This window comes from Mesorhizobium sp. M6A.T.Ce.TU.002.03.1.1 (genome assembly GCF_003997275.1).
In the GTDB taxonomy this organism is placed as follows: domain Bacteria; phylum Pseudomonadota; class Alphaproteobacteria; order Rhizobiales; family Rhizobiaceae; genus Mesorhizobium; species Mesorhizobium mediterraneum.
Map to the genome: position 1 here is coordinate 44,440 of NZ_RZTI01000004.1, position 25,552 is coordinate 69,991.

Sequence of the window (25,552 nt, forward strand, 5' to 3'; positions counted from 1 at the left end):
CTCGCAGACGTAAGAAGGGCCGTGCGGGCACGATCGCCGCGGCTGTCGCCCTAGGGGTGCTATCGGTTTCGATGTTGGCCGGTTTTGGTTGGATGTGGTCAAGATCTGGCAACGGTCAGATCGACCCTAGCACGAATTGCCCCTTGGGCGGGCCAACCAGTCTAACGGCGGTTCTCATCGACGCCACTGATCCTATTTCGGCAACTACGATGGCGGATCTGAAGAACGAGTTCCGCAAGACCATCGGTCGCGTCAAGCCAGGCGGTTATGTGAGAATTTATACTCTGAACTCTGAACCCGGCGACCTGACCGTGATGTTCGACGGGTGCAATCCTGGCGATGGGTCGACTGTGGATAGTTGGACGAACAACCCGGCGCGTCGTCAAAAGAAGTGGGAGAACGCCTTTGGCGAACCTTTGAGCAAGCTTCCTGACGCAATTCCGAATGGAGACTCCGCAAGTCAATCTCCAATAATCGCCGGCATCCAGAAAATCAAATTGTCGCTCTTCGATAGCGGCCTGGCGAAAAAGGAAAGTGCGAAGCGCTTGGTGGTCGCCTCGGACATGATCGAGCATACGAGGCTCTATTCACAGTACCGATCGGGGCTCGATTACCAGAAATATCTCTCTAGCGCTGCCGATCGGACCTACGGAACGTCGCTCGACGGGGTGGGCGTCACAATTCTCTATATTGACCGGGCAAAGAAGCCATTCAAGTCGCTCGAGCATGCCGAGTTCTGGACGCAATGGGTCCAGAGCCATCATGGAGAATTCGAGAAGCTAGTTGGCTTAGAGGGATTAAACTGATGGCCAGGAAGCGCGACAATGCCCTCTTGGGCCATCCAGGCTTTCCGCTCGTTGTCTTTGCGGCGCTGACCCTAGGCGGTTGCGTGTTCATCGCTGTCGCCAAGCTGTCGGGCGTGAACCCTATTGTTGCGGCGGGGGTGCCTGTCTGCCTCATGTTCTTCTATCTCGGCGTGTCGGCTTTCACGGGGAAGCTGCGGCTTCACGACGAGCAGACCGGAGACAATCTCTACTACATGGGCTTCCTATTCACGCTGACGAGCCTCGGGGTATCGTTGTTTCAGTTTGGCTCGGAAGGCTCAACTGAAACCATCGTCAGGAACTTCGGTATCGCCGTTACCTCAACGATCACCGGTATTGCGCTCAGAATTTTCTACAATCAGATGCGCCGCGACCCTGCCGATATTGAGCGGACGGCGAGGCACGAGCTCGCTGATATGACGCGGCGGGTGAGAGCCGAGATGGAAAGCGTGACGCGGGAGTTTGCCGAGTTTCGCCGCGTTAGCCATCAAATGCTCGAAGAAGGGTTTGCGGAGATTGCCGTCCAGGCGGAGCGGAATGGCGAGCACATCAGATCCGCACTGGACAAGATCGCGATGGAATCGATCAAGCCCGTCCAGGAAGCGTCAGGCAAATTGAGCGACGCGCTTAGAGACAATTTCGGTCAGGTCGAAAGTCAGTTCTCTTCTATAGCGCAGCGCGTAGAGGCGGCCGCCGATTTGCTCGATAAGGCCAATAGCTCGATGTCCTCGTCAGTGAGCAAACTTGGCGCGCAAGCAGACACCGTGGCCGCGAAGCTGGAGAAAGTTGTCATTCCAGACGAGGTACTGAAGAACGACCTAGCGCCCATGGTGAAGCTTCTGGGCAGCGCAGTGGCGCAATATGTCGTGAAAACCGAGACCGCCTCACAGGAACAGCAAGCGCGTATGATCGGTCTTGCCGATGCAGTGGCCAAGGTGACGACTGGCGTGGAGCGGGTGGCAGCTGCGGCCGAAAAGACTGCAGAGACTGTTCAGGCAGGGCAACGATTGACCGAGGCACTTGGCGCAGTAGTGCAAAAACAAAGTAGGGACACGAGCGAACTCATTGCGATGCTCGCGGAAAAGAGCCTTCAAGTCTCGCGCGCGAACCACTCCGTCAACGGACCAATAGCAATCGATCCGGCACGCTCTGGGACAGCTGCTGTTGCCGGCGTCGGCGAGGAGGCCACAATCAAGATCGCCGACACGCAAACCGAATCCTTCCAAACCTTGGGCGGAACATCGCAGGCGGAAAAGCCTGAGCCGCCGAGAAGAAGCAGTTGGTGGGGCAGATGAGCGAGGTCGGCGCAACATCAGTTGCTTTCGAGCGCAAGGGCTATGGCCGTGGCCTGATCCTTGGTCTGACAATGGCCGAGACAATGCTCCTTTTGGTGTTCTGCCTTTTGTTGGCGGCCGGTGCGATGATCGCCAAGAAAGAGAGAGAGACTGCGGAGGCGCAGAAGCTTGTCCAATCCGTCCAGGAGAAAGCTCGCAAGCTCGATGAGGAGAACAAGCGGCTGCTCGCCCAGCTGAATGAAATGGCAAAATCGCCGACGGGAGGCAACGTGCCTGACCAGCAATGGCGTGAACTAGTGCTGGCCAAAGACGCTATCGATAGAATCAAAATGGCAGGACTTACGGCTGAAGAAGTGATCAAAAGAGCCCCCGTCACCAAAGTCCTTTCCGAGAACGATTTCGACGTCGCCCAAGCCAAGGTGATGATCGAGCACATGAAAGTGCTGAAGGAGTATGGCTATGTCGGCGCTGGCAAGACACCTAAGGACCTCTCGGATGCCCTGAAGAAGGCAAACGCGTCTGCAGTTACCGCCAAACCCCACGATTGGCCGCCAATCATTAATCTCAGCGAGCTTGATGGCTACAATTTCGATACTGGAAGCGCGGAGCTTTCCGATCGCTTCAAGACGAGGCTGCGGGATCTCTCGAAGACGATTGCGGGCATTGCAACGTCTTACGGCGTCGACGTCATCGAGGTGATTGGACACACGGACGAGCAAGCAATGTCCGGCCAGTCATCGAATATGGACAAAGGTCTCCAACCGGTGTTGGCAGGCAAGGTGGCGGTTGGTGCGCTTCATCCAGCCGACAATGCGGGCCTTGGGTTGGCACGAGCAATCTCGGTTACTAGCATCCTTCGTGATATGCCCGAATTGCAAGGTTTCACTATCCTGCCTATGTCCGGTGGACAGCTGATATTGCCTGGCGATCGTCTGACCGACGGGGCGCAGGCCGGCGACGTGAAGGCAAGAAGGCGAATTGAAATTAGGGTAAGGCAGCGCTCCCGCGAAACGGACCTCGCGCCGGCTCAGGGATTGAAGTCATGAGTGGGAAAAGAATGCTGGTGAGCTAGCGCTCACAGCATTGAGTTGGGGGACTCAAAGGATGGGGTTTTACGTTCTAAAATCGATCAGCGCGGGACCGTTCCGCTTCAATTTTTCGTCGGGCGGGCTTGGCGTCTCGGTTGGCGTAAAAGGCCTTCGGATCGGGACGGGCCCACGAGGCCACTATATCCACGCTGGGATCGGCGGTTTGTACTACCGCGGTACCCTCGGAAAAGCCGGCGCGAGAAACGTTGCCCGATCGCAGGCGCCAAAGGCACTTCAAGCACAGCCGCAACCGTCCGGGTCAGAGTATGTCGCTAATGGCGTCCTGATGAGGGAGATCGAGTCCGGCGACGTGATGGACATGCGCGATGAAACGTTTGCCAATGTCCTGGATGAAATCAACGCCAGGCAAGCGCAGACGCGGCTCTCCGTGATACTGGCAGTTTTATTTGGTATCGTGGGCTTCCTTATCGGGAAGGCGATCGGCGGTGTCGGGCCTGTGGTGGGGGTAGCTGCATTTCTACCGGGCATGCTGATAGGGCAATGGTTTGACGGCTATCGCCGCGTGAGCGTGCTTTATTACGATCTTGAGCAAGATGCCGAGGCCGCCTATGGGAGGTTGGTTGCCGCGTTCGAAACGCTTAATCGTTGCGCGGGACGGTGGCACGTCGCGGCCGGGGGCAAGATCCAAGATCTAACAACTTGGAAGCGCAACGCCGGGGCCAGCATGCTGGTCGACAAAAAGCCCACGACACTTGCAAGCGCCCTACCGAACGTTGTTCGCAGCAATGTTACACCGCCTTCGCTTCACGTGGGCCGGCAGGTGCTCTATTTCATGCCCGATCTCGTCCTCGTGAAAGACGGCAACCGCTACGGGGCTGTCCCTTATGGCGACCTCCAGACCCAATTTGCGCCAAGCAATTTCATCGAGACTGGCCAAGTTCCATCCGATGCTCAGGTGGTGGGGCATACTTGGGCGCATCCCAACAAAAGCGGCGGCCCCGACAGACGGTTCAAAAACAATCGGCAGATTCCCATCTGCCGATATGAGGCGTTACGGCTATCCAGCGCGAGCGGATTGAATGAACTCGTTGAGTTCTCGAAAACGAATGTCAGCCAGCCGTTCTGCCAAGCGATAACAGCGCTGGCCCAAGTACATGGGGCATCCCGATCGTTCCTCAAGCGAAATAGCTTCGACTGATCTTCTCGCCTCGGCAATTGCGAAGGTCTCGCCGTCGCGGAGGGAAGTCTCCTGCTTTGGGTAGCTGTAGCGATGAATGATGAATGAGCGCGCGAGTGCTTCGAAAGTCGCATAGGAGGGCCGCACTATCCTTGCGCTTCTTGACATCGACGGTCCGCGCCGATCGCCATCTATTCCACAGCAACTTCGAGCTTCGAGCCCCGCCGATGCGCCGCGCGGCATGGAGTTTCTATACAGCCTCAACCGCTTGAATGTGGCGACGTCCCGGGCGAAATGCGTATGCGTCCTAGTTTCGTCGCCAATGCTTTTCCAGGCCGAGTGCCGAACACCTCGCCAGATGCAGCTTGCAAACGCACTTTGCCGCTACTTAGAGCTCGCAACATCGCTTTAGCTCGATGTGCACACCTGCTAGAAGAGGCAAGACGACGGTAGTCTCTGTGGAGAGCTAGAATTGAATAGTAGTCGGCAATCCCTACGACGCCGATCGCGTCTACGATCCGATAGAAAAAACACTTTTGGCCGGATGCCCAGAACCGGAGCGATCGCCATCATATCCTTAGCAATCGCTGCCCTAGCGGCTTCAGCGTACGCCGCTTTTTCTCTCACGGAAGGCAGCCACAACGAACTTGGCACAGCCATAGCCCACTGGACTGCGGTAAACGCACCGGCTATCGTGGGAACGGCGTCGGTTGTGGACGGTGACACCATCGAGATCCACGGTCAGCGCATCCGCTTCAACGGAATAGACGCGCCTGAAAGCCGCCAACTCTGCAAAGATGTCAATGGCGTAGATTATCCATGTGGACGTCGGTCCGCCGAGGCCCTGGACACTTTTTTGGCCGCGTCTCGGCCGGTACAATGCACCTTCGTGGCATGGGATAGGTATCACCGCTTCGTCGCCGATTGTCGCCGAGCAGACGGCGCCAGCGTCACCACCTGGATGGTAGATCACGGCCAGGCGCTAGATTGGCCCCGCTACAGCAACGGCGCGTACGCGCAACTCCAGGCGCAAGCAAAAGCTGCCAAGGTTGGACTATGGGCCGGTGAGTTCGAAGCGCCATGGGATTGGCGCGCTGATCACGCTAATGACCGGAAGCTAATACACAACCATAAACTCGGCCTTGTAACGCATGGTCAGCTAGCGCAGAGCTATTCGTGCCAGCCTCGCCGCTATTGCCTCTCAGATTTCCTCTTGCGATGAAGCGCATTGGTACCTGAACAACTGCTCCTGGGGCAGCAAGCTCGACCGAGATGGCGACGGGATACCCTGCGAGGGCCTCTGCTGATGCAGCAAAGCGCGGAATGTTTCCTCACGCCCCGGCCTTGAGCCCCTGCCCATTCAGAATCTAGCCGTTAGAGTACTCTTATCGCCGAAGGCGGCGACGTGACGAGGACGACTGATCTCGTCGCTCAATCACGATGACGCCGCCAACTCGCCATCGTGAGAAAGCCGGGAAACTCTACCTTCCGGCGGTCCAGAGAATCGGATCGGAGCCGCCGATCGGTTGATCTCGCCGGCGGCAAAACACGCGGTCGTTGAGAAGTCGCGAGAGTTCACGCTGGTCCCGTGGCGACCAGTGCTTGATCGGCACATTGGCAAGGAGGTATGGGGAGAGGATTTCGTTGACCATCGGCCGGCAGAGGAGCGGGCCGAGCGTTTCGTGACATGACCGAACGGAATTTTCGTCCGGCTGCGCAAAAAGGTGCCCTGTCGAGACTTACTTGTTGGCCGGATGGCTTAGCAGGGACGAACACGTGAAGAGTTAAACGACTGATAATGCAACATTATCGGTCATTTTGTCGCTCCGACAGGCTGTGCGTTTCAGCGTGAAAATCATGGCGCAAAGCGCACGCCCACTTTACCCTCGAAAGCATGATTCGTCTCGATCCCGCAACCGCAGGCTCCCCGCCTATCGCGCTGCCGACCGTCCCGGCCTGGGCGCTCACCCACGGCGGCGCGCTAAGCGATGCGGACGCCGCCTTCCAGGCCGGCGCCGCCTTGGCTTCGCTCGACACGCTGGCCCGCGCGCAAGCCAGCTGGGCCGGCGCCTGGCGCCAGCGGCTGGCGCTGTGCCGCCGCCAGCATGCGGCTCGCCGGCCGCGCCGAGGACGAAGCCGCCTTGCGCGATGCCTGGCAGCTTTGCCCGGCCGGCAACGATCCCGGCCCCGCCGGCGCTGTCTTTGGCGCCTGGCGGCAACTGGCGCTGCAGCCGCCCGCCGCCAGCGCCGATCGGCTCGAAATGATCCTCGACCAGCTAGGGCTCCATTGGGACTGCGCGGCTCTCGCCGACCTCTGCACGGAGATCGAAAAACTGGCGGGGTTGCAGCGGCCGGCGCCGTTCGCCGCCGCGGCGATCGCCGCTCACGTCGTCACCGTGCGCCCCGACTGCGAACTTTTTGCCTGGTGGCTCGCCGACCTGGCGCTGGCGCAAAAGCTGCGCTGGCCGCGGCCGGTGCCGCTCTTGATGGCGCAGGCCTTCGGTCCGGCGTTCCGCGCGGAGGCCGGCGGCCGACGGAAAAAGCTCGGGGAGCAAAATTTTGAGCGCGCGGTTTGCGTCGCGCTGGCGCATGCGGCGGCGGAGGCCTGCCGGCTGGCCGGCGAGCTGTCGCGGCGCGCCGAAAAGCTCCTCGCCATTGCGCCGAAACTGCGGGCCAAGGGCGCTGGCGACGTGGTTTTTTTGCTGCTCAACGAAGACGCCGTCTCCGGCTCGCTGACGACCAAAAACCTGTCGCGTTTTGCGGCGCGGCGCCTGTTCGAACGGCTGCAACAACTCGACGTCGTACGCGAGCTGTCGGGCCGCCCCACTTTTCGGCTGTTTGGGCTCTAGCGATGGCCGAAGTCTCCGCCCGCCGCAAGGCAAGCGATCAGCCGGCGCTGCTCGACACCGAGCTGGACCACCTGCCGCCGGAACTGCGCTGGCGCGAGTGGATGGGCCGGGTCGAAGCGGTGGTCTTTGCTGCCAGCGAACCGGTACCGCGCGAGGTGCTGGCGCGCGTCGTCGGCAAAAGCTGCAATCTCGAGCTGGTCATCGACGACATCCGCGCCGAGCTCGCCGGGCGCCCCTATGAGCTGGTCGCGGTCGCCGGTGGCTGGCAGCACCGGACCAAAAAGGCCTTTGCCGACGTCATCCGCGGTGCATTCGGCACGCCCGCGGGGCAGGGGTCGAAAGAATTGTCGCAATCCGAAGCGCTGGTTTTGATGTGCATTGCCTATTTCCAGCCGATCACCCGTGGCGAACTCTCCAGCTTCTTCGGCAAGGAAGTGTCGCGCGACCTGATCGGCGTGCTACGCGCGCAGGAGCTGATCGCCTCGGGGCCGCGCTCGCCGCAGCCCGGCGCGCCCTACACCTATGTGACGACCAAAAATTTTCTCTCGCAGTTCGGGCTCGACACGCTGCGCCAGCTGCCGGATTTCGAGGCGCTCGAGGACGCCGGGCTGTTGTCGAAGGAGAAGCTGCTGGCCGGGGATATACCGACCGGTCTTGGCCGGGGGGAGGGCGACGGCGAAGAGGGCGAGCCAACGACAGGCGTCGTTGAGGATGAGGCGCTCTGAACTGATCGAAAAACGGGTTGCTTACGACAGCTAGCAACTTAGGGCCATGATGACTGATCGTGCGGCAGCCGGTGATCGGGATCATAGACCGCGACCTTGTCGCCTTCGACAAGGTTGGCTGAAAAGATCACCAGGTTGGTGCCGCCGGCGTGGCGCAGCGACGGAAACAGGATACCGCGAAGCCCGGTCGTAATGACCAGGTCCGCAAGCTTCCACGATGAAGGTATCTTCCTGTCGATGCGAGCGATCTGGCGCCAGGCACAATCCCATTCCTTCCAGGCACTATCCCAAACATTCGGGTCGAACCCCTGAGAAAGATCGGCGATCTCGGAAAGCGTGATCTTGTAGGCGGCAAGGGTGGCGGGCGGGGTGATGCTGGCTCCCTGCTTGTATTCCTCCAACGCTGTCTGAGGCGCGCGGGACAGGTAAAGCGCTTCGACGCCGGGCCGATTGAAGCGCCCGCCATCGATCGCCGCGCCCCCACCACTGGTGGGCAGGAAAGCCCATTTGGGTGTCAGATAGCGATGGAAGATCTCGTCTGGACCGACGCGGGTGATCCTCACCCACGCGCTCCATTCTCGAGATCCCGGATAAAGGCCAGAACCGCCTCGACCTGGCCGTCCGCGACGAGTTCGGCAGCCGTGCGATGGCCATAGTCGGCAATCGGTTCATTGCGGTACCAAAAGATCGCCTTCTTGACGTCGCCGGTGAGTTCCGTTGCGGCCGAGATCACTTTTACCATCTCGCGCATTCGACCCTGCAGTCGCTCCGATGACGGGTTACGGAGCGTGTTGCGGTGGACGCCGGTCAACTGCGCCAGGTTGGCCACCTTCACGCCCAGCGCCTGCGACAGGCGCTTCGGCGAGATATAAGGCGTGCGCGGCTCCTGCAGGCTGTCGACAAAACCTGAGACCACTTTCGATTGTGCGAGCTGTGCGTGGGTCATGACAAATCTCCGACCTCTCTCAAACGCATAATATATGCACATTCCTAGGCATAGCAAGTGAACAGAGCCTGACGCCATTCCAGCGCACTGCTTGTGCTTCCCCATCCTCGTAGCGGATGCTAGCTAGCGGCAGCAATGCGCCGATATCAGATACTCAGACCAACTGCGCCCGTTCCTAGAAGCCGGCATTAGACGATTAGAGACAGAACCCAATCAGAGCATTGAACGCGTGTAGTGGCGATTTGGTCCTGAGCGTTTCGACGGCCGCTACAGGTTATCCGGTAAGCCATCACGGCCAAAAGCTAGTTGTTTCTGGAACCTCTGCTTCCGCCTGTCCCAGTTCTGCAGCGGACGCGCATACGCGACCCGGAAATATCATGCGGAATCTACTTCGTAGTAATCGATTAACCGCTTATCAGTCACCAGAATGTTGGGTCGTTGATCTCCGGCAAGAATGTCATTGATTTCGGCAGCGAAGATGTCAGCATGGCCCTCCAAAAGACCATTCCTTCCGTTGCGCCAGCCTCCGTCCCGCCTCTTGTCGTCCATGTCCCGGTCGAGGATGACATATTCGACTTTCATGTCTTCCGGTATCAGGTCCACGATTTTCAGGCGGTCGCGCTTTTTGATATTGGTCGCATCCAGGACCGCGCTTTCTCCTCGTGACAGTTTGGCGACCAGTCGCTGCGTGACCACTTCGAATATCTTCGCTTGAGGTCCGGCGACCACAGAGGTGCCGAAAAGCTCTTCCCTGACCGAGTCGGCCGATACGATCTCATCTGGTGGATAGTTCGTTTTCGCATAAGTGCTTTTGCCAGCACCGCTTGGCCCGACCATCATGATGAGTTTCTGGCCACATCTCGGCCAATCCCAGCCGACCGTCTCCTTCCTGCTGCTGAAGGCGTAGGTTTTCCACGTCGCCGAGAGAGTGTTCAGCAACGTGCCTGCCGGGATTTCATTATGGGCGATATCATTGCGCGCTTTTGCTGTTTGCCTGAGAAACGTCATTTCCCGGTATTCGAGGGTATCGCCGAGACAATCCCGCAAATATTTGTTTTCCATGTCATATCGATTGGTGATCATCTTCTCGCCGAACGGCAACGCGACGCGCCACGGCAGCTTGGCATCGATGGAGCTCGCATAGGTGTCGGCAAAGTGCCTGCACACGGTGGCGTTGAAGTCGAGCACGGGGCCGCTGACCGCGCGCCAGCGCCGGATGTCGAAGGCCTTCCTGTCGTCTGCCGCGATCAGGCTGGCAGTGTGAACGAAGACATCTCCGTCAATCGTATCGACCAGTCCGTTGCCCCAGCACGGCCTGACGTCGGCATTCCCGCCATATGCCTTCTTCAGCGTTTCCCATGGATCGATTGCCGAGACGGGGTCGAGGGTGACCAGATATTCTGCTAGTCTCGGATCGTAGCCGGAAAGCCGTATAGCGACCTCGATCGCCACCTTATCCAGAAGCGCCAGGGCCGCGAATCTGCCCGTCCGTCTGGAGATGTAGGTTCTCATGTCAAAAGAAGAAACGCGGCCGTTCCATTGGACAAATGCGCCAGGGAAGAGTCGGTCAAGGTCGGCCTTCGGGACATCGGGAGGAACGAGCGCTGCCAGAACAGGCTTCAGGGCCTCATTGGAGCGCCTGCGCCATTCCGCGGAATATGACCTGAAGAAGATGCTCCAGCTGTCCCATTCGTCGTTATCGATATCTTCGATTAAGAATCCGGCACCTCTGAACTCGGGTTTGTCGATCAAAGACCCGGCGGTGCGCATCGACATGCGCATTTCACCCGCAGCAATGGCCAGCCGATGAATGATCGGCCCGCCCGCTTTGCTCGGGACCGTGAAGACGGGAACGTAGCCGTCGTTTTCCAGCCTCTCGATGACAGCTTCGGAGAGGCCCGGCGCACGGTAGAGGGGTGCCTGGATGGCGACGATACCATGTTTCGTGACGGCTTCGGCGATGTCTTCGATGAAACCGGAGGGGCCCGGAAGGGACCAGAATAAAGCCTTGTCGATCATTCTGCGGCCAGCAGCGTCATGCCGAGAAGTCCTGCCGTCAGGGGCGTCGGCAGGTAGGAGCTTTTCTGGCGTTCGACCCCGGGCTTGGCAGGCGCAACGGCCAGCAAGCCCATCAGCGTGCCGTATTGAACGAGAGCCTCTCCGGTCATGCCAGGGGCCCTGAGATCGTCGTTGAGGTCGAGGAACGCCTCGACGTCGTTGACGCTGAAGGCGGTCGGCCCGATCAATTCGAGGACTTTTCCGAGCACCTTTCCGTAATCCCCCGTCAGCCCGGTCGCCGCTGCATCGACGGCGTCTGGCATCTGCTTCGGTTTGACCCTTTGCGCGTAGCCGACATATTGGGACATCGGCTCATTCCAGCCGCCATATTGGGCAAGCAGGTCCTCGTAATGCTGGATCGAGGGACCGGGGTGTTCCTTGTCGACCATCTCGGTGAAGAATGCCGTCGACCATGGTTCAAGGACCATGATCTCGACATGGGATGTCAGCCCGGCCAGTTGGCCATCGGCGGCAACTGAGGCAGCGTGTTGCGGGCCACCGACGAATATCACCCTGACATCCCCCTTGGTTACGGGTTTCGCGTTAATAGCCGATTTGACCCATTCGGCGGTCCACGGTGCCGATGGCTTGATGACGGCGATGGCCTTTTTGCCCTGAACTACGCGCTGGTCGCGAAGGGTGTTCGCCATTTCGGCCGCGGTGTTCACGGATAGGATTCTTACGTCGTAATTGTCGCCGTCCGAGAAGGAGTCAGGAACCGTCTTCAGCACAGCGGGGACGATGTCGTAATCCGCGAGCTTGTTGCCGAGAATGACGGTCGCCCTTGAGCTGGAAAGCAGGATGTCGCGCTCCTGGCTCAATGTGAGCGGCGACACGGACCGCTTCTGCAGGACGTGTTTTGCAGCTTTGATCTCCCTCCTGTGCGATTTCGGATCGAAACCGACAGGGGCTTCCATCTCCGTGAAATCGAGCAGAACAGTGTCGATCTCGTCGCGGGTGCCGAGGAGGCGGACGACTGCGGTCGAGCGGAGTGTCCATCTGTCGGTGCCGATCCGTCGGACAATGCCCAACCCTTCCATTTCGTCGAGCAGGTCGTCGAAGAGGGAGAAGCGGTTCTTGTCCTTGAAGCCGGCTTCCCAGAAGCCGATCGAGTGTTCGCGAATTTCACGGGTCGTGAACCCGTCGTCCATCCGGCCTTCTGCCTCCGCCTCGAAGACGAGGCTCGCCACGACGTAGGCGATCAGCTTGTACCGCAGGTCGATGCCGAGCGTCATGTCGAAGATCGTCTTGATCTCCGATTTGGTCGTCTGGTCGTCCAGCACACTTGCGATCTGCTCCGACGGTATCTTGCGGATGGGCTTTTGTGTGGACTGTGTGATGTAGAGCACCTTCTTCAACAGATGCTTCGCATAGGTTTGGATCAGGACAGGATAGTAGTTGGAATGAGACAGTATCCTCCAGATGTCCTGCCTTTCCAGTTCGAGGCCAAGAGCTGCGAAGGGGCGAAGCACGAGGTCCTCGGCCGCCGTGCGTTCTTCGCCAGTGAGGCTGCCGATGCGTCTCGGGTCAGCAGAAATCTGCTTGAGTGGCGGATTGCCCGTCTGAACGAGACGGGTGACGTTCGACAGTCCTGCCAGCACGAATTTGAAGCGCCTGTTGGTGTCGGTCATCAATTGCTGGAGCGCCAGGAACTCGGCATAGCCGTTCGCAGCATCGCTAACGATGAACTGGTCGCACTCGTCCAGCAGCAGGTAAATCCGGCGGCGGTTGTCATCGGCCAGCCACCTCTTGATCACCTGGGTTACCCGTGTTGCGTCGATCGGAGTATTGAGCTGGAAAATCTCAGGCAGCGCCCTCGCGATCTCCTGCCAGATAACCTTGGTCGCCAGATGCCCCTTGCCGATCTGATGGGCATCGACGAAGCCGACAAGTCTGCCCATTTTCGGGTCGTTGTTCTCCAGCTCGATATGTTTCAGGAGAGCGGTCTTGCCCATGCGGCGGCCGCCATAGACGATGTTCGAGCCGCTATCGAGGAGGATCGCCCGAATGTCCTGCGAGCGTCCGACGAACATTTCACGGGGGACAGCACTCCTCCCCCAGTCGGCATAGGGTTCGGCGAAGCTGTAGGGCTGAGCCAGTTCGATCAGCGTCAGCGCCCTGATCTGCGGTTCGCTGACAGCGTAGGAAATTGTTGCTGAATCGATCAGCAATATGCGGCGATTGGCTGCCAGGTTCCTCATCAGGAACTTCCGGCGCTCTTCGGGTGTGACGATGTCGCTGACCATCAGGATCAGGCCGTTGCCCGTCGTCAGTTTCTGCAGAGTGCTTTCCGCAGGGAGGGTTTGGCTGACGGCCACACGGTAATTGCCCTCGGTTCGGGAGCCGAAATCAGGTAACAGCAGGCTTTCTGTGTCGGTCGGGATGTCGAGCTTGAAATCGCCGACATACATTTTTCCCTTGGCGATCGGAGGCACAGGGATGTTGGCTACGTCCTTAAACTCGGCCCTTATGCCGAATTTCTCGAGGAAACTTGCCGCGAAGGGGGCGAAGTCCTTGACATGGAACTTGCGGAACAGCTCCCGCCATTCCGTGACGATCTCGACAGATTCCTTCCGGCGGGTTTCCGAAAGCTGGTCGTAGGCTATCCCTTCAAATGCATCACCGTTCATGATTGCGTGGGACACGTTGCTGGCGATGTCGCCGCGGTAATGTTCCAGAGCGGGAAGCACTTCATCCCGGAAGGTCTCGAACCTCCAGTTGCGGCGGCGCGATTCCGGCAGGCGGCCTTCGTTCCTGACTTCCTGGATATGCTCTTCAGCTGTCAGGAGGTCGTCAGTTTCGCAAAGCGCCCGAAGCTTCTGGCAGATTTTGGGGTCGATGCCATTGGATGACAGTTCGTCAATGTCTTTCTGGAGGCGGATGCGCGGTTCCTCCAGCAGTGCTTGGGCCCCTTCTCGGATCGTTTCGATTTCGTCCTGAGCCACGCTGACATCGAATATGCCGTCAATTTCCTCTTCGATGCGAGCGCCCGGCTCAAGGGTAATGGGGACGTCTACGGCCTCGATCTTTTCGAGACGGTCGAGGAGGGAGGCGGCCTGTTCGGCATCGGTGCCTTGCCGCAACGAGCCGAACCGCATGACGCGTTCGACAACTTTCCGAGCCTGGCCGATGTCGTCTTTCATGGATGTCTTCGCGGTGAGGATGTTTGCTCCGACTTCCTTTTCGAGGTTTTCAGCGAGTTCCTGGCTGATTTCGAGAAAATCGTCGGCATCGAGAAGCATGCGTGCGCCGACGAACGAGCCGCGGTCCATGCGTTGGCGGACGATGTTGTCGAAGGCCTCGTCCCGCTCCTGCCCCTTTTCAGGGAGCAACGGGAGCTTTGCATTGCAAAGAAGGCCGACCATCTCCGCGGCGGAATACGGACTTGGAAACCAGGAGCGTCCGTAATCAAGTTCGGGAAGGAGGGCGATCTCGGCGTGGCAGGCCTGAAGGTATTCGTTGCTGTTGGCGGAGGGAACCTGCTCCCCCGAAACGATGGCCGACAGTTTCTTCAGGCGCAGAGCGACGTGCCGTGCGGCTGTTCCGATCAGGCCCTCGTCCTGAGAGGCTACTTCCACGGCCGCGGTCATATTGTTCAGGGACCGCGAAATCTTTTTCGCCAGGTCGCGGGCTTTCGGACGTTCCGCCGAGCTGGTTTCCCGCATTTCGGATTTGAGGTCGATATAGTTGTTGGCGGCATCCCGGAAATTCTCAAGGAAGGAAACCAGGCGGTTGCGCACGACGCCGTCCAGCCCCTTCGAGCGGTCCTGATGCATCGCATGCGTTTCGTCGAGCAGTTCTATGATGGCCGAACGGTCCTTGAGGCTCTCGGCAAAGTTTTTCACGACGGCCAGCGTCGTGTCGTCATCCCTGCCTTTGGTGATCTGGGTCCGCAGTTTTCCGATGAGATTGTCGCTGCGGGACAGCTCGTTCTTGATCTTGTTTCCGGGCTGGTAGTTGAATCGCAGCGCCTGAAAGCCTTCGATTTTTTGGAACAGGTGCGCCCGGCTTTCGCTCAGGGCTTTCGTCAGATCCATTTCATCGGCGACATTGGCGAGCATGGCCCGGGACAGGACGATCGTCGTGTGCTTGAGGGAGTCGAGGTTCTTGAAAACCTCACTCACATTTTTCCCGAGGTCTCCAGGCAACGAGTTTAAGGAACGCAGGATTTCGGCGCTCCCGTAAGATGGCGAGAAGATAGCCAGTTCGATCGCAAGCGGCATCAATGAAAGAAGCCGCGCCGACGCGCGTTCCTCCTTGCTGTCCCGGCCGATTGCTTCGACCGAACTGAATGCCTCGCTGACCCATGACGAAACGAGAAAGGGGTTGGACTGAAGGGCGGTGTGGTTGAGGTGGCCCGCGATTGCCGCAAGCTTCGCTTCCTTTGAAGTGATGACAAGCGGCCGTGACGGGTCTTCGGCCTCGGAGGCCCGTGCAAGATGGTATGCAAGCGAATAGCTTCCCGAAGCCATGAACCTGTCGAGGGACTGGTTTATCCTAAGGGTTTCAAGGTCTTCCGCTGGCGGAGTTTCAACCTCGGCTTCAGGAACCGCCACGACGGAACCGCCATCTTGCGGCAAAGGTTCTGCCATTGGCACGACGTCGTGTTCGGCTGTTTCAGGGTCAAGGATGTCGTCTTCCGGGATGACTTCCGCGAAAACATCGTCCGCGTCATCCGGATTGTCTTCCGCTTCCGCGGTTCCAGCCGCAACAGGTTCGGCGGCTGGAACCGCTTCCCGGTCACTGCCTGCCGCCTCGGGTGTTTCTCTTTCCTGTTCCCGGACTTCGTCGGATTGAAGCGTTCCTTTCCCGGGGCAGTCTCCACCGTCAGGGGACGGCAAAGCGGCCGGTGCCAGATAAGACAGGGCGTTCGCCAGCGCTACGGCAATGGAGCCGATGCCGGATTCGGCTTTTCCGACCTCCTCGTTCATTGAGGGGGCGAGTAGGATTTTTTCAGCTGGCTTGGCCGCCGTCATTTTCTCATCGAGTTCTGTGTAAGCAGCTACGGCGAGCTTCGTGCCGTTAAGTGCCTCCTCCCCTTCACCAAGGCACATTTCAGCCAATTCAGCGGATGACGGCTCGATATTGCCCTCCTCCGGCAAGAAGAGCGCTGTATGTTCAGACCCGAGGAACTCGCAAATTTCAGCGGCTTCCTTGTCCAGAATCTGCACCCGGGCGAGCAATGCGGCATTCGACACCTGACGCGGCAAGGCGGCAACAGCCGCCTGTGCCTTGTCCAGAAGGCCGGAAATGACCGACAGAGAGGCTGAAAGGCTATCCCAATCGGGTTTATTCAGCTTTTCAACCCCGTGTTCTGCTTCCACCACAATAGCGCGGAAGATGTCCTCGATGCCCATGTCAGCCCCCCTTGCGTGCCCGGCTCCGGCTTCTTGTCCGGCGTCCTGCGACGCTATGTTCCCGATCTCGATTTCCGCCTGTACTTCCGGCTCGCTCCGTGCTTCCGGTGCGTTCCCGGTCGTGCCTGACTGGCCGTCTTCACCGGGGACGGCGACCTCTCCGTTTTCGAAACTATCGAGATAGGCTTCGTACAACGGATTGTCGGAACGGTCGTCATTGGCGAAGAACCAAAGCGACGCCTTGCGTCTCGCTTCGATAAATTCCGCAGCTTCCCTGAATTCCTCTCCGGCAGCTTTCACTGCCCGTTCGAGAGGAAGCGACGGGTTTTCGATCGCGCGGATTTTCGCGAACTCGTCGGCGAACTGCCTGTATCCGCCTTCAGACAAGCGTGCGAAGATTTCAGGTGAGGTGCCATCGTCCTCCCAGTTGGCGGGCGACAGCCGCTTTTCCTCGGGGCGGCTTTCGTCAATCGCCCGGACGGTCGTCTCGATCTTGCGGTAGAACGGCCTGAACAGGCTTTCCTTGTCCCGCCTCGATATCGCCGCCAGGATCGGCTCGGGAACCGAGAAGAGCTTCGCGACACAATCGGCAATCACTTCACTGGATGGCTTGTCTTCAGGCCATGCCTTCACATCGCCAAGCACTTCCCTGATCTCAGTGCGGTGGTTGTGGAGATGGCTTCTGAAAGCACCGCTGAGCGACATCCTGTCCCGCAACCAGGCTGCGTTCACTTCAGGCGCGGAAGGGCGTACGGGTTCGGCTTCTTCGGCTATTGTCTGGTAGTCATCCATGCCCAGACGGCCGATACGAGGCGACGCCTTCTTCTGCTCCTGCTCCGCCAGGATCGATTTCAGGTTCACATAGTCTATCAAGCGCTCTTGGAATGCCGCCATCCGGTAGCAAAAGGCCTCGGTGTCGGCATATTCGATGCCGAACTCCTGCCTCAACTTTCCGGCTGCCTCGGCATAAATGGCAGCCTTCTCCGGCCTGAACATGGATTCGACGGTCATGAACTGCCTGGCAAGCAGCCCGTCTCCGCCCTCATGCAATTTCTTCAATGTGTGGATGGGGGACTCATAAAGCGTATCTACGATCGAAATCCCCGTTTCTGACTTGGCCCCGTTCTTCCCTTTGCGGGCAATTTGCTCGTAGACCGGATTGAAAATCCATCTCCTCCTGTTCTTGTCGATGGTGCGGGGGATCGCCGTTTTGGCAAAAACTATTGAATCCCCCAATTGGAGCAGAGCCATCAGGAACCGGGCAAAGGACCGGTCGTCCTTGACGTCGGTCTCAGGCAGCACGAGTTTCATCGGCACCTCTACCTTCATGGCGAGATCGTACAGTTTCTGCCTCGGCTTGACCGATGAATGGGCGCTGAGAAGCAACACCATCCAGTCTTCCGTGATGCAGGAGGGCAACGGCCCCAGCCACATCATTTCCAGAAGGGCTTCGATTTTCAGGTCACCGTTTGCCTTGGCGCGGATTTCAGCAGGAAGCGTCGTCGTTCTCGATTTCGAGAAGGAATCTTTCGGAATGGCGGTAGCACCGTGCGTTCCGTTTGTTCCGTTCATGAACGACAGGTCTCCCAAATATGCCTGCGGTTCCGGCCGCGTGTTGCCAGCATCATCCGTGCCGTCCCCGTCTTCGGGAGATGCAAGTCCATCAGACTCATCCGGCTCCTCTTGGTCTGCGGGTTCGACGGTTTCCGCCGTATCTTCGCGTTCGTCCTCTTCCGTCAGGATGTATGCGGGAATGTACTCGGCGACTTTCTTGGCGTGGAAAAGAGGTGCGGGCATTTTGACGGGCGAGCGTGTGTGGCCGAACCCGAAGCGCAGTCCATGACAGAGAGCCGCTATCCTGTCCGGGTCATCGCCTTCGAGGCAGTGGACAGCCAGAATGCCGATGGTGCCCGGCAGTTTGTATGGCTCTCCGGTGAGATCGCGCTCGCCTTCGATCTTGACCTTCATGAAAGCCAGCGCAGGCGGAAGGTCCGCAGCCACAGCTGCCTTCATCTGGGGGATCGGCCTGTAGACGGACAGCCCCTTGGGCAGTTTCTGGGTTCCGTCCAGATGCCCGGTGGAGATGTAGTTGTCTGCAGGTCCGGCCAGGCGCACGAGGCGTCCAGGCTCGGTCAGGGTGTGTGTCTTCTGGGTCTTCGTCCCAGTCTCCGCGCCAGTTTCGGGGTCGAGAATGGCGAAGGTCTGCTCCTTGCGGGTGATGACGGTCGGCTCGATCTGGTCCTGGATGCGCACGATCCGCGCTCCCGGCCACTCGGACGGATTGAAATCTGTGCCGACAAGCTTGCACGGTTCGTCCCATCCCTTGTTGGAAAGGGCTGGCCAGAGTTTCCTGGCATGGTCTCCTTCGAACATGACAAGGGGCCTGTGACCGCGGTCACATTCGTAACTTACGATCTCGGCGACGAACGTCTGGAAGTCCGATTTTTCCGTTTCACCGTTCCCGGTGTCGGCTTCATCCCAGCCAGCCACTGTCTTCAGCAGGTCGAAGAACGGAAGCGGATCGGTGATGTCTATGGTGCCGTTGACGGGCCGCCCTGCCCTGGCTGTCGTGCTCCCGCTCTCGATATCGATGGAGACCGACAGGAAGAAGGATGACGCCTGCCGGGTGCGGGTCCGGTTCAGGGAAACGACGGAAATCCCGGTGATCGTCTCCGGCCGGGTCGCAGGATCCAGGAATGCTTCGGCGACGTTGTCCCTGACCGGGGAAACAAGCGCGGAATGGCCGAACATGAGGTCGAGTACGGCAGCCTGTATGCGGAAGAACCAGTCATCGACTTTCGGGCCCTTGGTGTCGAGATACTGGACGTTGCAGTCGCCGTAGCGGGCCAGCGCCACGCGACCCGCGATCTTGTTCACGCCATCGTCGGCGAATTTGCGGGCATGGACCAGGACGCGAGTCGGCCCGAACTCCTCGGCCAGCGTCTGTGCGAACGGCTTCCAGAGGGAAACCCGGTTTTCATACCTGTTCCGTGCTTTACCGCCTGGAACGGCAAGAGACTTGCGGGGGCCGTGCACGCCTTCGGGCATCAGCCTATATTCGATGCGCAGACGGCTGTTGAAGAGTGTCCGTACGGCCATCCCGATATGTTCGGCATCGGTTGCGCTTGCGGAAACGATGATCAGCACAGGCAGACTGCTGCCGAACACCTGACGGAGCCTCGCCGAATTGTCCTCCCGCAACGCATCGAAGCGTTCCCTCTGGCTTTCAAGATCGGCGGGGACTTTCACTGACGGAGGCAGATCGCCATCGGCAAGCATTCTCCAGGTTTCGGCGATCGCCTTGTCGTCGATGTCGTTGTATCCGAGCGAGCGTGCGATCTCTTCGAGAACCATCACGGCTTTCATGGCCGGAATGTCTTCGTCGCGGCGCTTGACGCGCTTCGCCTTGTCGACAGGTTCGACAGAAAGCGGCTCGAGAACACCTTTCATGGCCTCGGCGATCCGGTCGAAGCAATCGACGCAGTCAAGCTCCGTCGCCCCCGTTGCCACGGAAGGCGTCGTTTCATATGCGGTGGAATAGGCGATGCCGACGAATGCCCCGTCCCGCGGCCCCGACATCACGAGCTGTGCGAAGCCAAGGCCCGTATCGACGCCCGATTTGAGCGCGCCGAGCACATAGGCCGGGTCTTCAGGCTCGCTGACGGCCCCTTTCAGGATCGGAACATGGAAGGAAACCGCCCGCCTTTCATCCTCGCCGAAGACGGCTGCCGTCAGTTTCCTTTGTCGGGGCAGGAATTTGGCAGGAACATCCGGCGTCCAACGCTTGCGCGATACATCGAGCCTGACGAAAGGTTGCGGCCTGCCGGGGTGCGTTTCGACGGTAAGCCGGGCCTGCATGGACCACGATCCGGCGGCGGCCGCCCTGGGGAAGGTCACGAAGCAGATAGAATTTTCACGGGAAGAAGACCGAATCAGCACACGGACAGGCCCCATTCCTGGAAACAGCTCCGTCCCGGCAATGCGTCGGAATGCTTCTGCATGGATGATGTCCCGGACATCCGTGAAGTCCTTGCCCTTGCCATCCTCGGTCTCGAGCGTTTTCCGGAAAGCGATTGCGGCAGATCCCTCTATGGCGAGACGCGTGATGTCTTCGACGAAGTCGGCAGGAAGCCCTCGGGATTCCGCCCACGGAGCCAGCACTTTCGCCGCCCACATGCGGACTGCATTCGAAACAGCCTTGAGGCATTCTTCTTCAGACGCAACGCATTCGGCAAAAGACCGCGGACCCTTCTCGCTGTCGTGCCAGCCGATCCCGCCCAGTTCGGAGTCCACATAGATCGGATCCGGAAGCCCGGCGGAGAGCAAGGCTCTCAATGTAGCATAAGGAAGGCGGTTTCCTGCGGCGTCTCCTGTGTTCCTGGCTGCCGTGGCCACAGCGGCGAAGGCCTGGGCCATGTCGGAATGCCAGCTTACCTTCACGCAATCCTGGGTGGGCATTTTGCCGCCAAGGAAGGACAATCCCATGACGGAGATACTTTCGGTCTTCTGTTCGGGCTTCGCCAGATAAAACATGCAACTTCCTATTGTCCGTCATTTCCCTTGACCAGCAGGCCCTGACATTGGGAAAGCGGCTCGAGGTATGGCCTGTAGAGGGCTTCATATATTTCGGCGTGCACGGCATCCTTAGAGTTCACGAGGCGGTCGAGAATGCGCTGCATCGCAACGAGGTAGCTTGTGGCGGCTGTGTCTTCGGACGGGCCTTCAGGCCGGGTTGAGTTCGGTGCCCAGGCCGCATCCACGAACAAGACGCGTGTCTTGCATCCGTTGCGCATCGACCGCCCGATCGTCTGGATGACGTCAATCATCACATCGGCGACGAAAGCCTCATTGAGATTGCCAAGCCTGCCGAACCTGACTGAGTGGCGCAAAAGTCTGCGAACGTCGGTCATCGTTTGGCGACGGATGGTTCGCAGCCGTTCCGCCAGTTCCCGCGGATCTACTTCCCGGCCGAACCTTTCGCGGTCGAACTCCATGGAGCTTCGGCCGACCATCCCGGCGACAAAGTCGAAACTCTACTGTGCCGGATGCGGCCTCGTCAGGAAAGCGACAGTGCCGATGGCCGCCTTGTCCGCCAGGTCCGTTCCGGCATAAAGCGGCCCGCCGAAAACGATGTTCACGCCGCGTGAGAGTGCCTTCATCGGAAAGACGACGGCATCCCAATCATCTCTTTCACCGAGCTGTTCGACCTGGGCGGCGGTGACATAATCGCCCATGTTGCCTTCGGGGACTGCATTGACGACGGCAATCAGCCTGCGTCCGTTGCGTTCGGAAACGGACATCGCGTGATCTTTGACCAGCCGCACCTGTTCGTAGCCGTTGACGACGAATGCAACTTTGCGGCCCTTGGCGAACGAATCCGCCAGCAGGCTTTGCAACAGGCCGCCTTCCCTGACGAAGTGATTGGTCATCGCACGCATAATGCGTTCCCGGTCTTCGTAGGGCGCTCCGGAAAATCGGAGGGCCTTCTTTGGATTCTGCGGGTCTGGAACAGTTTTCAGGAGGTAGCGGCTCTCTTTCCATGCAGTGTCGCTGTCCGCCCGACGCAGGATATAGTCCGGGCCGACTGGCACGTGGAATGCGGGGCTGTCTGCAAGGAAGGATGTCGCACTGGTGAGCAGGACATTCGGCCCCCGCTTTATGCCATCATGCCGCAGCAATTCGTGCAAGCGGTAGAGGAGCATTCTTGGTGCTCCCTCGAATGTTACATAATGGAGCTGGAGGCTGTTGCGTCCCCTGCGCTGCTGGAAGAGGAAGCGAACCCCGGCAAGCCGTCCGATAATCGAATCCGGGACGAGGCGACCGAAATCCATGCTGATGCCGTCAACGAATATCGGGGAGCGGTGCACCCCTTCCGCCGCCATCACATGCTGTGCCGGCAGCAGGGAAAGGAATTGCATGACCACGCTGGAGACGTTGACCAGAAACGTGAACAGGGCCGCGGATTTGGCCATGCCGAGTTCGGGATTGGGAGAAACGAATGCCATCATGGCTTCCCGCGCCTGCTCGATGGCATCGGCTTTTTGGACGCTGGAGGGATAAGACAGCCAATCCTGCAGGAAATCGGCGATCTTGCGGAAGGCCTCTTGTACCTCCTCATCCGATTTCGATAGGGTGATTCCCGTGCGCCGGATGTCGAAATCCCTTTCTTCGCCGTCGGCGGTATCGAGTGTCCTGAACAGCACCTGCCTTATGCAGGCATCCCAGAATGCCATGATTGCCCCGACGCGTTCATCCTCGGCTGAACGTTCCGCATCGGTACCGCGGCTTTTGGCGGGGTCTCCGAAAAGATCGGCGACTACCCTGTTGCCTGTGACGAAGGCATCGTCGTAGCTGGCGAAGAATCGGTTGCCTGATGCCGCGCGATCGTTCTGCAGTAACCGGACCAGAAACCTGTTCAGGTCGATGAAACGGGTCGCCTTAGACGCGTAATCGGCGACATTCGTTCCTGTTCTGTCGTTCTCTCCAAGAGCGATCGGCTTCAGGAGATCGTCGAGTAGCCTGTTTTCATATGAGGACTTCGCCCCGGATATCGTGATCTCGCCGATGGCCCGGCCGTCGAGGACGGATTGGATACCGTCCACCTCGTCCGCAATAACAACATCCGAAGCCCGGGCAACGGCTTCTATATGGCGGATGTGCTCTTCAGCGAAATGCGGCGGCATCCTTGTGTCGAGCGACATTACATGGCCGAGCCAGACATGGCGCTCGGCAAGTTGCCGTGCCGCCTTCATACGTCCGCACCATGAGGAGACCGGGCAAAATGAGGTCGACTCCTTATCTCGAGGCGTTCCGTCGGCCTTCAGCTTTGCTTGGGAAATGCGCGTGCAAGGTGGATCGAGATGCGGAAATGGCTGCTCGTCGTCGTACCTGTCGTCGAATCCGGCCAGCGCGCAATTCACGGACATAAGGTCGGCGAACGGAACCGTGCGGCCGAAACCTCTGGCATTGTCCAGGGAACCGATGCGTTCGGCCAGCTTGCGGGCATGGTTGAGACGGGTGTCGGGAGATTGGCCCATCAGCAGGCCGACATCGACACCATAACCTGATAAATCCGCCATGAGATTGAAGCTGACTTCAATTGACGGAAGCAGAACGACGGTGCGGAGTTTCCGTTCGTACAGCCAGGCGACGATAAGAGTAACAAGCGTCGTCTTGCCTGTACCGGGCAGGCCGATCATGTGCTTGAGTCCGTCAAGGGTGATTGTATCGGCTGGCTCCAGTCGTGACCTGTTGGCCGCGGGGGTCAGAACCTCCACCTTTGCCGCCCCGTTGGCATCCAGAAGACGCCTCGACCATGCTTTGGATGTCCTGTTGGCATCGGCGGCATCAATGGCGTCGAAATGCTCTGCGATGGCCTGCAGATCGGCTAGCGGTATCAAAACGGGGCTGCGTTCGCGCGCGGAAATGTTGTGGTACGGGCGTTCCGGCAGGTGTTCCGCAGCTTCGGCGAGATCGACGGTAATGCGCCGCGCTCCTGCTTCGCGTGGGTCGACGCCCATCGGCCTCCCCTCGCTCGCGGGCAACATGCCATGCAATCGGATGGGAACGCCTCTCTCAAGGGCTTGTGCCCATTGTTCGATCCTGGGATCGTTTCCGGCCCTGCGCATGAAGGTGATGCGTCTCGAGCGGGGGTCGATTTTGTATGGCTGGTCGACATAGTTATCGTCTTCCTCCCGCCTCATTTCCTCCCAGGTAAGGAAGTCGTAGACAGCCTGGCGGAGCTCGTTCTCGGAGGTGTAGCTCACACCGAGCTGGCGCAGCGAGAAAGCGGCCCTTGCGAAAGACGACAGCGAGGGATGGTCTGTTATCGAAGAAAAGCCGGAGAGAAATCCGGGCGTATCCGCCAGATCGTTGGTTCCTATGAACTGTTCGACCGCGGCACAGAGCCACTGGACCGCAATGACGTTTGAGTAGCCTTCGGGACGCTCTCTCACGAAAACGCCTCCGCCACCTGGGAAACGGACTTGAACTCTATGCCGTCCTTATTCTTGGACACGGCCGAAGCCGTACGCAGGTAATCGCGGTCGGACTGTAACCAGAAATCCGGCACGGCCACGATCCGGCGTCGGAAGGAAAGCAAGCCGCCTATGCCCGCAGAGAAGCGTTTCCCGAGAACGGCAGCGCTCGAATAGGACTTTACATCGATCCCGATTTTCGTTCCGTCGATCCCGATGTCGGCGAGATCGCACATTGGATAAAGAACGACATCGGACCTCTTTTTCCGGAGTGCGTCATAAAGGGCGATCTCTGGCAGGCCTGGACCGACCCAGAAAGTCATGATGGCAGGGTTCGCAATGCGCCAGTCGTCGTGGACAGGAACGTCGTGCTCGTCGCCCACGGCAGTGTCAGGCCACGACATGCGGCATTCCCTGACGGCGCAGCGCCCCAGTGGAAAAGTTGAGCGGTCGGCAGTGGCGAAAAGGGGAGCGTTGCAACGGGCGCACAGTCGCAATGTCTTGCCATGGAGTGCCGAAGCCGGCAGCGGAGAAAAGAACGACGGGATTTCCGAAGCAAGCTCGGGATTCTGGCTTGCGAAGGCCAGGACTTCCCTTCTTGTCCGGCAAGGTCCCCGGATTATGTTCTCGCGCACCGCTCGGTAAAGGCTGTCCGCATTCTTTCCGACTCTCGACAGGGCAGTTCTCAGCTTATCGTGAAAAACGTCTTCTACGATCGACCCCTCGTCTCCCATCTCTGCCAGATCGATACAGTCGGCGGTGGGTATGCCGTATCCCTCGTCCACAAGGATGGCATTACGTTCTTCGCATCGCGCGAAAGAAACCGGACCCCACTCCCGGATGGGTCGCGTCGCGAGTGTCGTGAAATCATTCACTTGGCTAGCGATGTCCGAAGGAAAACAGTCCCGCAGCGCTATTGCCGAGACAAGGGCCATTCCACGCCGCAGAGCGGAAGACATTCCCGGACCTTGAGATAAGACCTCACGGCTGGTCAGGGACGCACGGTGCGTTTCGACCAGTCCTCTCGCCGCCATGCGAACTGCGATGCTCGCTTGGTCCATATCCCCATTCGCCGAATCGATGACGCCACCCCCCTTTGTAGACTGGCGGTTAAACCCACCAAGTCAACACATCATCTGTGCGGACGAGGATGATCAACTGAAACGGCCCACAGAACCCGAAAGTAGACTAAAAAATGCACTGTATTCGAACGTTCACCCAAGCGCGTGCAGGTCTCTTCCGGTTGTTAGCCCCAGATTTCGGTTCTGCTCCGGACGAGCCAATCTGCTAGCGAAC

At 59.1% G+C, this 25,552-nt stretch carries 13 protein-coding genes and 2 pseudogenes; 8 read left to right on the plus strand and 7 right to left on the minus strand.

Annotated features, from left to right (window positions below; genetic code table 11):
• Window positions 1–209 precede the first annotated feature (209 nt).
• From EOC93_RS02510 to EOC93_RS02555, 8 genes and pseudogenes are all read left to right on the plus strand, one after another.
• Window positions 210–806, plus strand: a complete 597-nt coding sequence (locus tag EOC93_RS02510; RefSeq protein WP_126104927.1) for a hypothetical protein — start codon at window positions 210–212, stop codon at window positions 804–806.
• Entirely contained in the window at window positions 806–2,119 is a 1,314-nt protein-coding gene (locus EOC93_RS02515) for a hypothetical protein (RefSeq protein ID WP_126104928.1), read from the plus strand. Before EOC93_RS02510 ends, EOC93_RS02515 begins: the two co-directional genes overlap by 1 nt.
• Entirely contained in the window at window positions 2,116–3,165 is a 1,050-nt protein-coding gene (locus EOC93_RS02520) for an OmpA family protein (RefSeq protein ID WP_126104929.1), read from the plus strand. The genes EOC93_RS02515 and EOC93_RS02520 overlap by 4 nt, the downstream gene beginning before the upstream one ends.
• A 328-nt stretch (window positions 3,166–3,493) precedes the next feature.
• The gene (locus EOC93_RS02525) at window positions 3,494–4,366 is read left to right on the plus strand and encodes a hypothetical protein (protein ID WP_245458160.1); all 873 of its coding nucleotides are present in this window, start codon (window positions 3,494–3,496) and stop codon (window positions 4,364–4,366) included.
• 523 nt (window positions 4,367–4,889) lie between these two features.
• Window positions 4,890–5,567, plus strand: a complete 678-nt coding sequence (locus EOC93_RS02535; RefSeq protein ID WP_164547111.1) for a thermonuclease family protein — start codon at window positions 4,890–4,892, stop codon at window positions 5,565–5,567.
• A gap of 322 nt (window positions 5,568–5,889) precedes the next feature.
• A pseudogene (locus EOC93_RS02545) lies at window positions 5,890–6,036 on the plus strand (DUF3363 domain-containing protein); the annotation flags it as partial.
• A gap of 203 nt (window positions 6,037–6,239) precedes the next feature.
• Window positions 6,240–7,194, plus strand: a pseudogene (locus tag EOC93_RS02550) (DUF1403 family protein).
• A gap of 2 nt (window positions 7,195–7,196) precedes the next feature.
• Complete coding sequence (locus EOC93_RS02555; protein WP_126104932.1) at window positions 7,197–7,919, plus strand: SMC-Scp complex subunit ScpB; 723 nt, start codon at window positions 7,197–7,199, stop codon at window positions 7,917–7,919.
• A 38-nt stretch (window positions 7,920–7,957) separates the two neighbouring features.
• On the opposite strand, the gene EOC93_RS02560 is transcribed toward EOC93_RS02555, so the two are convergent.
• From EOC93_RS02560 to EOC93_RS02590, 7 genes are all read right to left on the minus strand, one after another.
• A complete protein-coding gene (locus tag EOC93_RS02560) occupies window positions 7,958–8,482 on the minus strand; it encodes an RES domain-containing protein (protein ID WP_127203770.1) in 525 nt (174 codons plus the stop codon).
• Entirely contained in the window at window positions 8,479–8,865 is a 387-nt protein-coding gene (locus EOC93_RS02565; RefSeq protein WP_095204923.1) for a hypothetical protein, read from the minus strand. Before EOC93_RS02565 ends, EOC93_RS02560 begins: the two co-directional genes overlap by 4 nt.
• A gap of 375 nt (window positions 8,866–9,240) precedes the next feature.
• Window positions 9,241–10,884, minus strand: a complete 1,644-nt coding sequence (locus tag EOC93_RS02570) for an AAA family ATPase (protein WP_126104934.1) — start codon at window positions 10,882–10,884, stop codon at window positions 9,241–9,243.
• The gene (locus EOC93_RS02575) at window positions 10,881–20,813 is read right to left on the minus strand and encodes an RNaseH domain-containing protein (protein WP_127203771.1); all 9,933 of its coding nucleotides are present in this window, start codon (window positions 20,811–20,813) and stop codon (window positions 10,881–10,883) included. The genes EOC93_RS02570 and EOC93_RS02575 overlap by 4 nt, the downstream gene beginning before the upstream one ends.
• An 8-nt stretch (window positions 20,814–20,821) precedes the next feature.
• Window positions 20,822–21,274 carry a hypothetical protein gene (locus EOC93_RS02580; RefSeq protein ID WP_127203772.1) on the minus strand — a complete coding sequence of 151 codons (453 nt, stop codon included), beginning with the start codon at window positions 21,272–21,274 and terminating at the stop codon, window positions 20,822–20,824.
• 39 nt (window positions 21,275–21,313) lie between these two features.
• A complete protein-coding gene (locus EOC93_RS02585; RefSeq protein ID WP_127203773.1) occupies window positions 21,314–24,235 on the minus strand; it encodes a hypothetical protein in 2,922 nt (973 codons plus the stop codon).
• The gene (locus EOC93_RS02590; RefSeq protein ID WP_164547112.1) at window positions 24,232–25,317 is read right to left on the minus strand and encodes a hypothetical protein; all 1,086 of its coding nucleotides are present in this window, start codon (window positions 25,315–25,317) and stop codon (window positions 24,232–24,234) included. The genes EOC93_RS02585 and EOC93_RS02590 overlap by 4 nt, the downstream gene beginning before the upstream one ends.
• Window positions 25,318–25,552 lie beyond the last annotated feature (235 nt).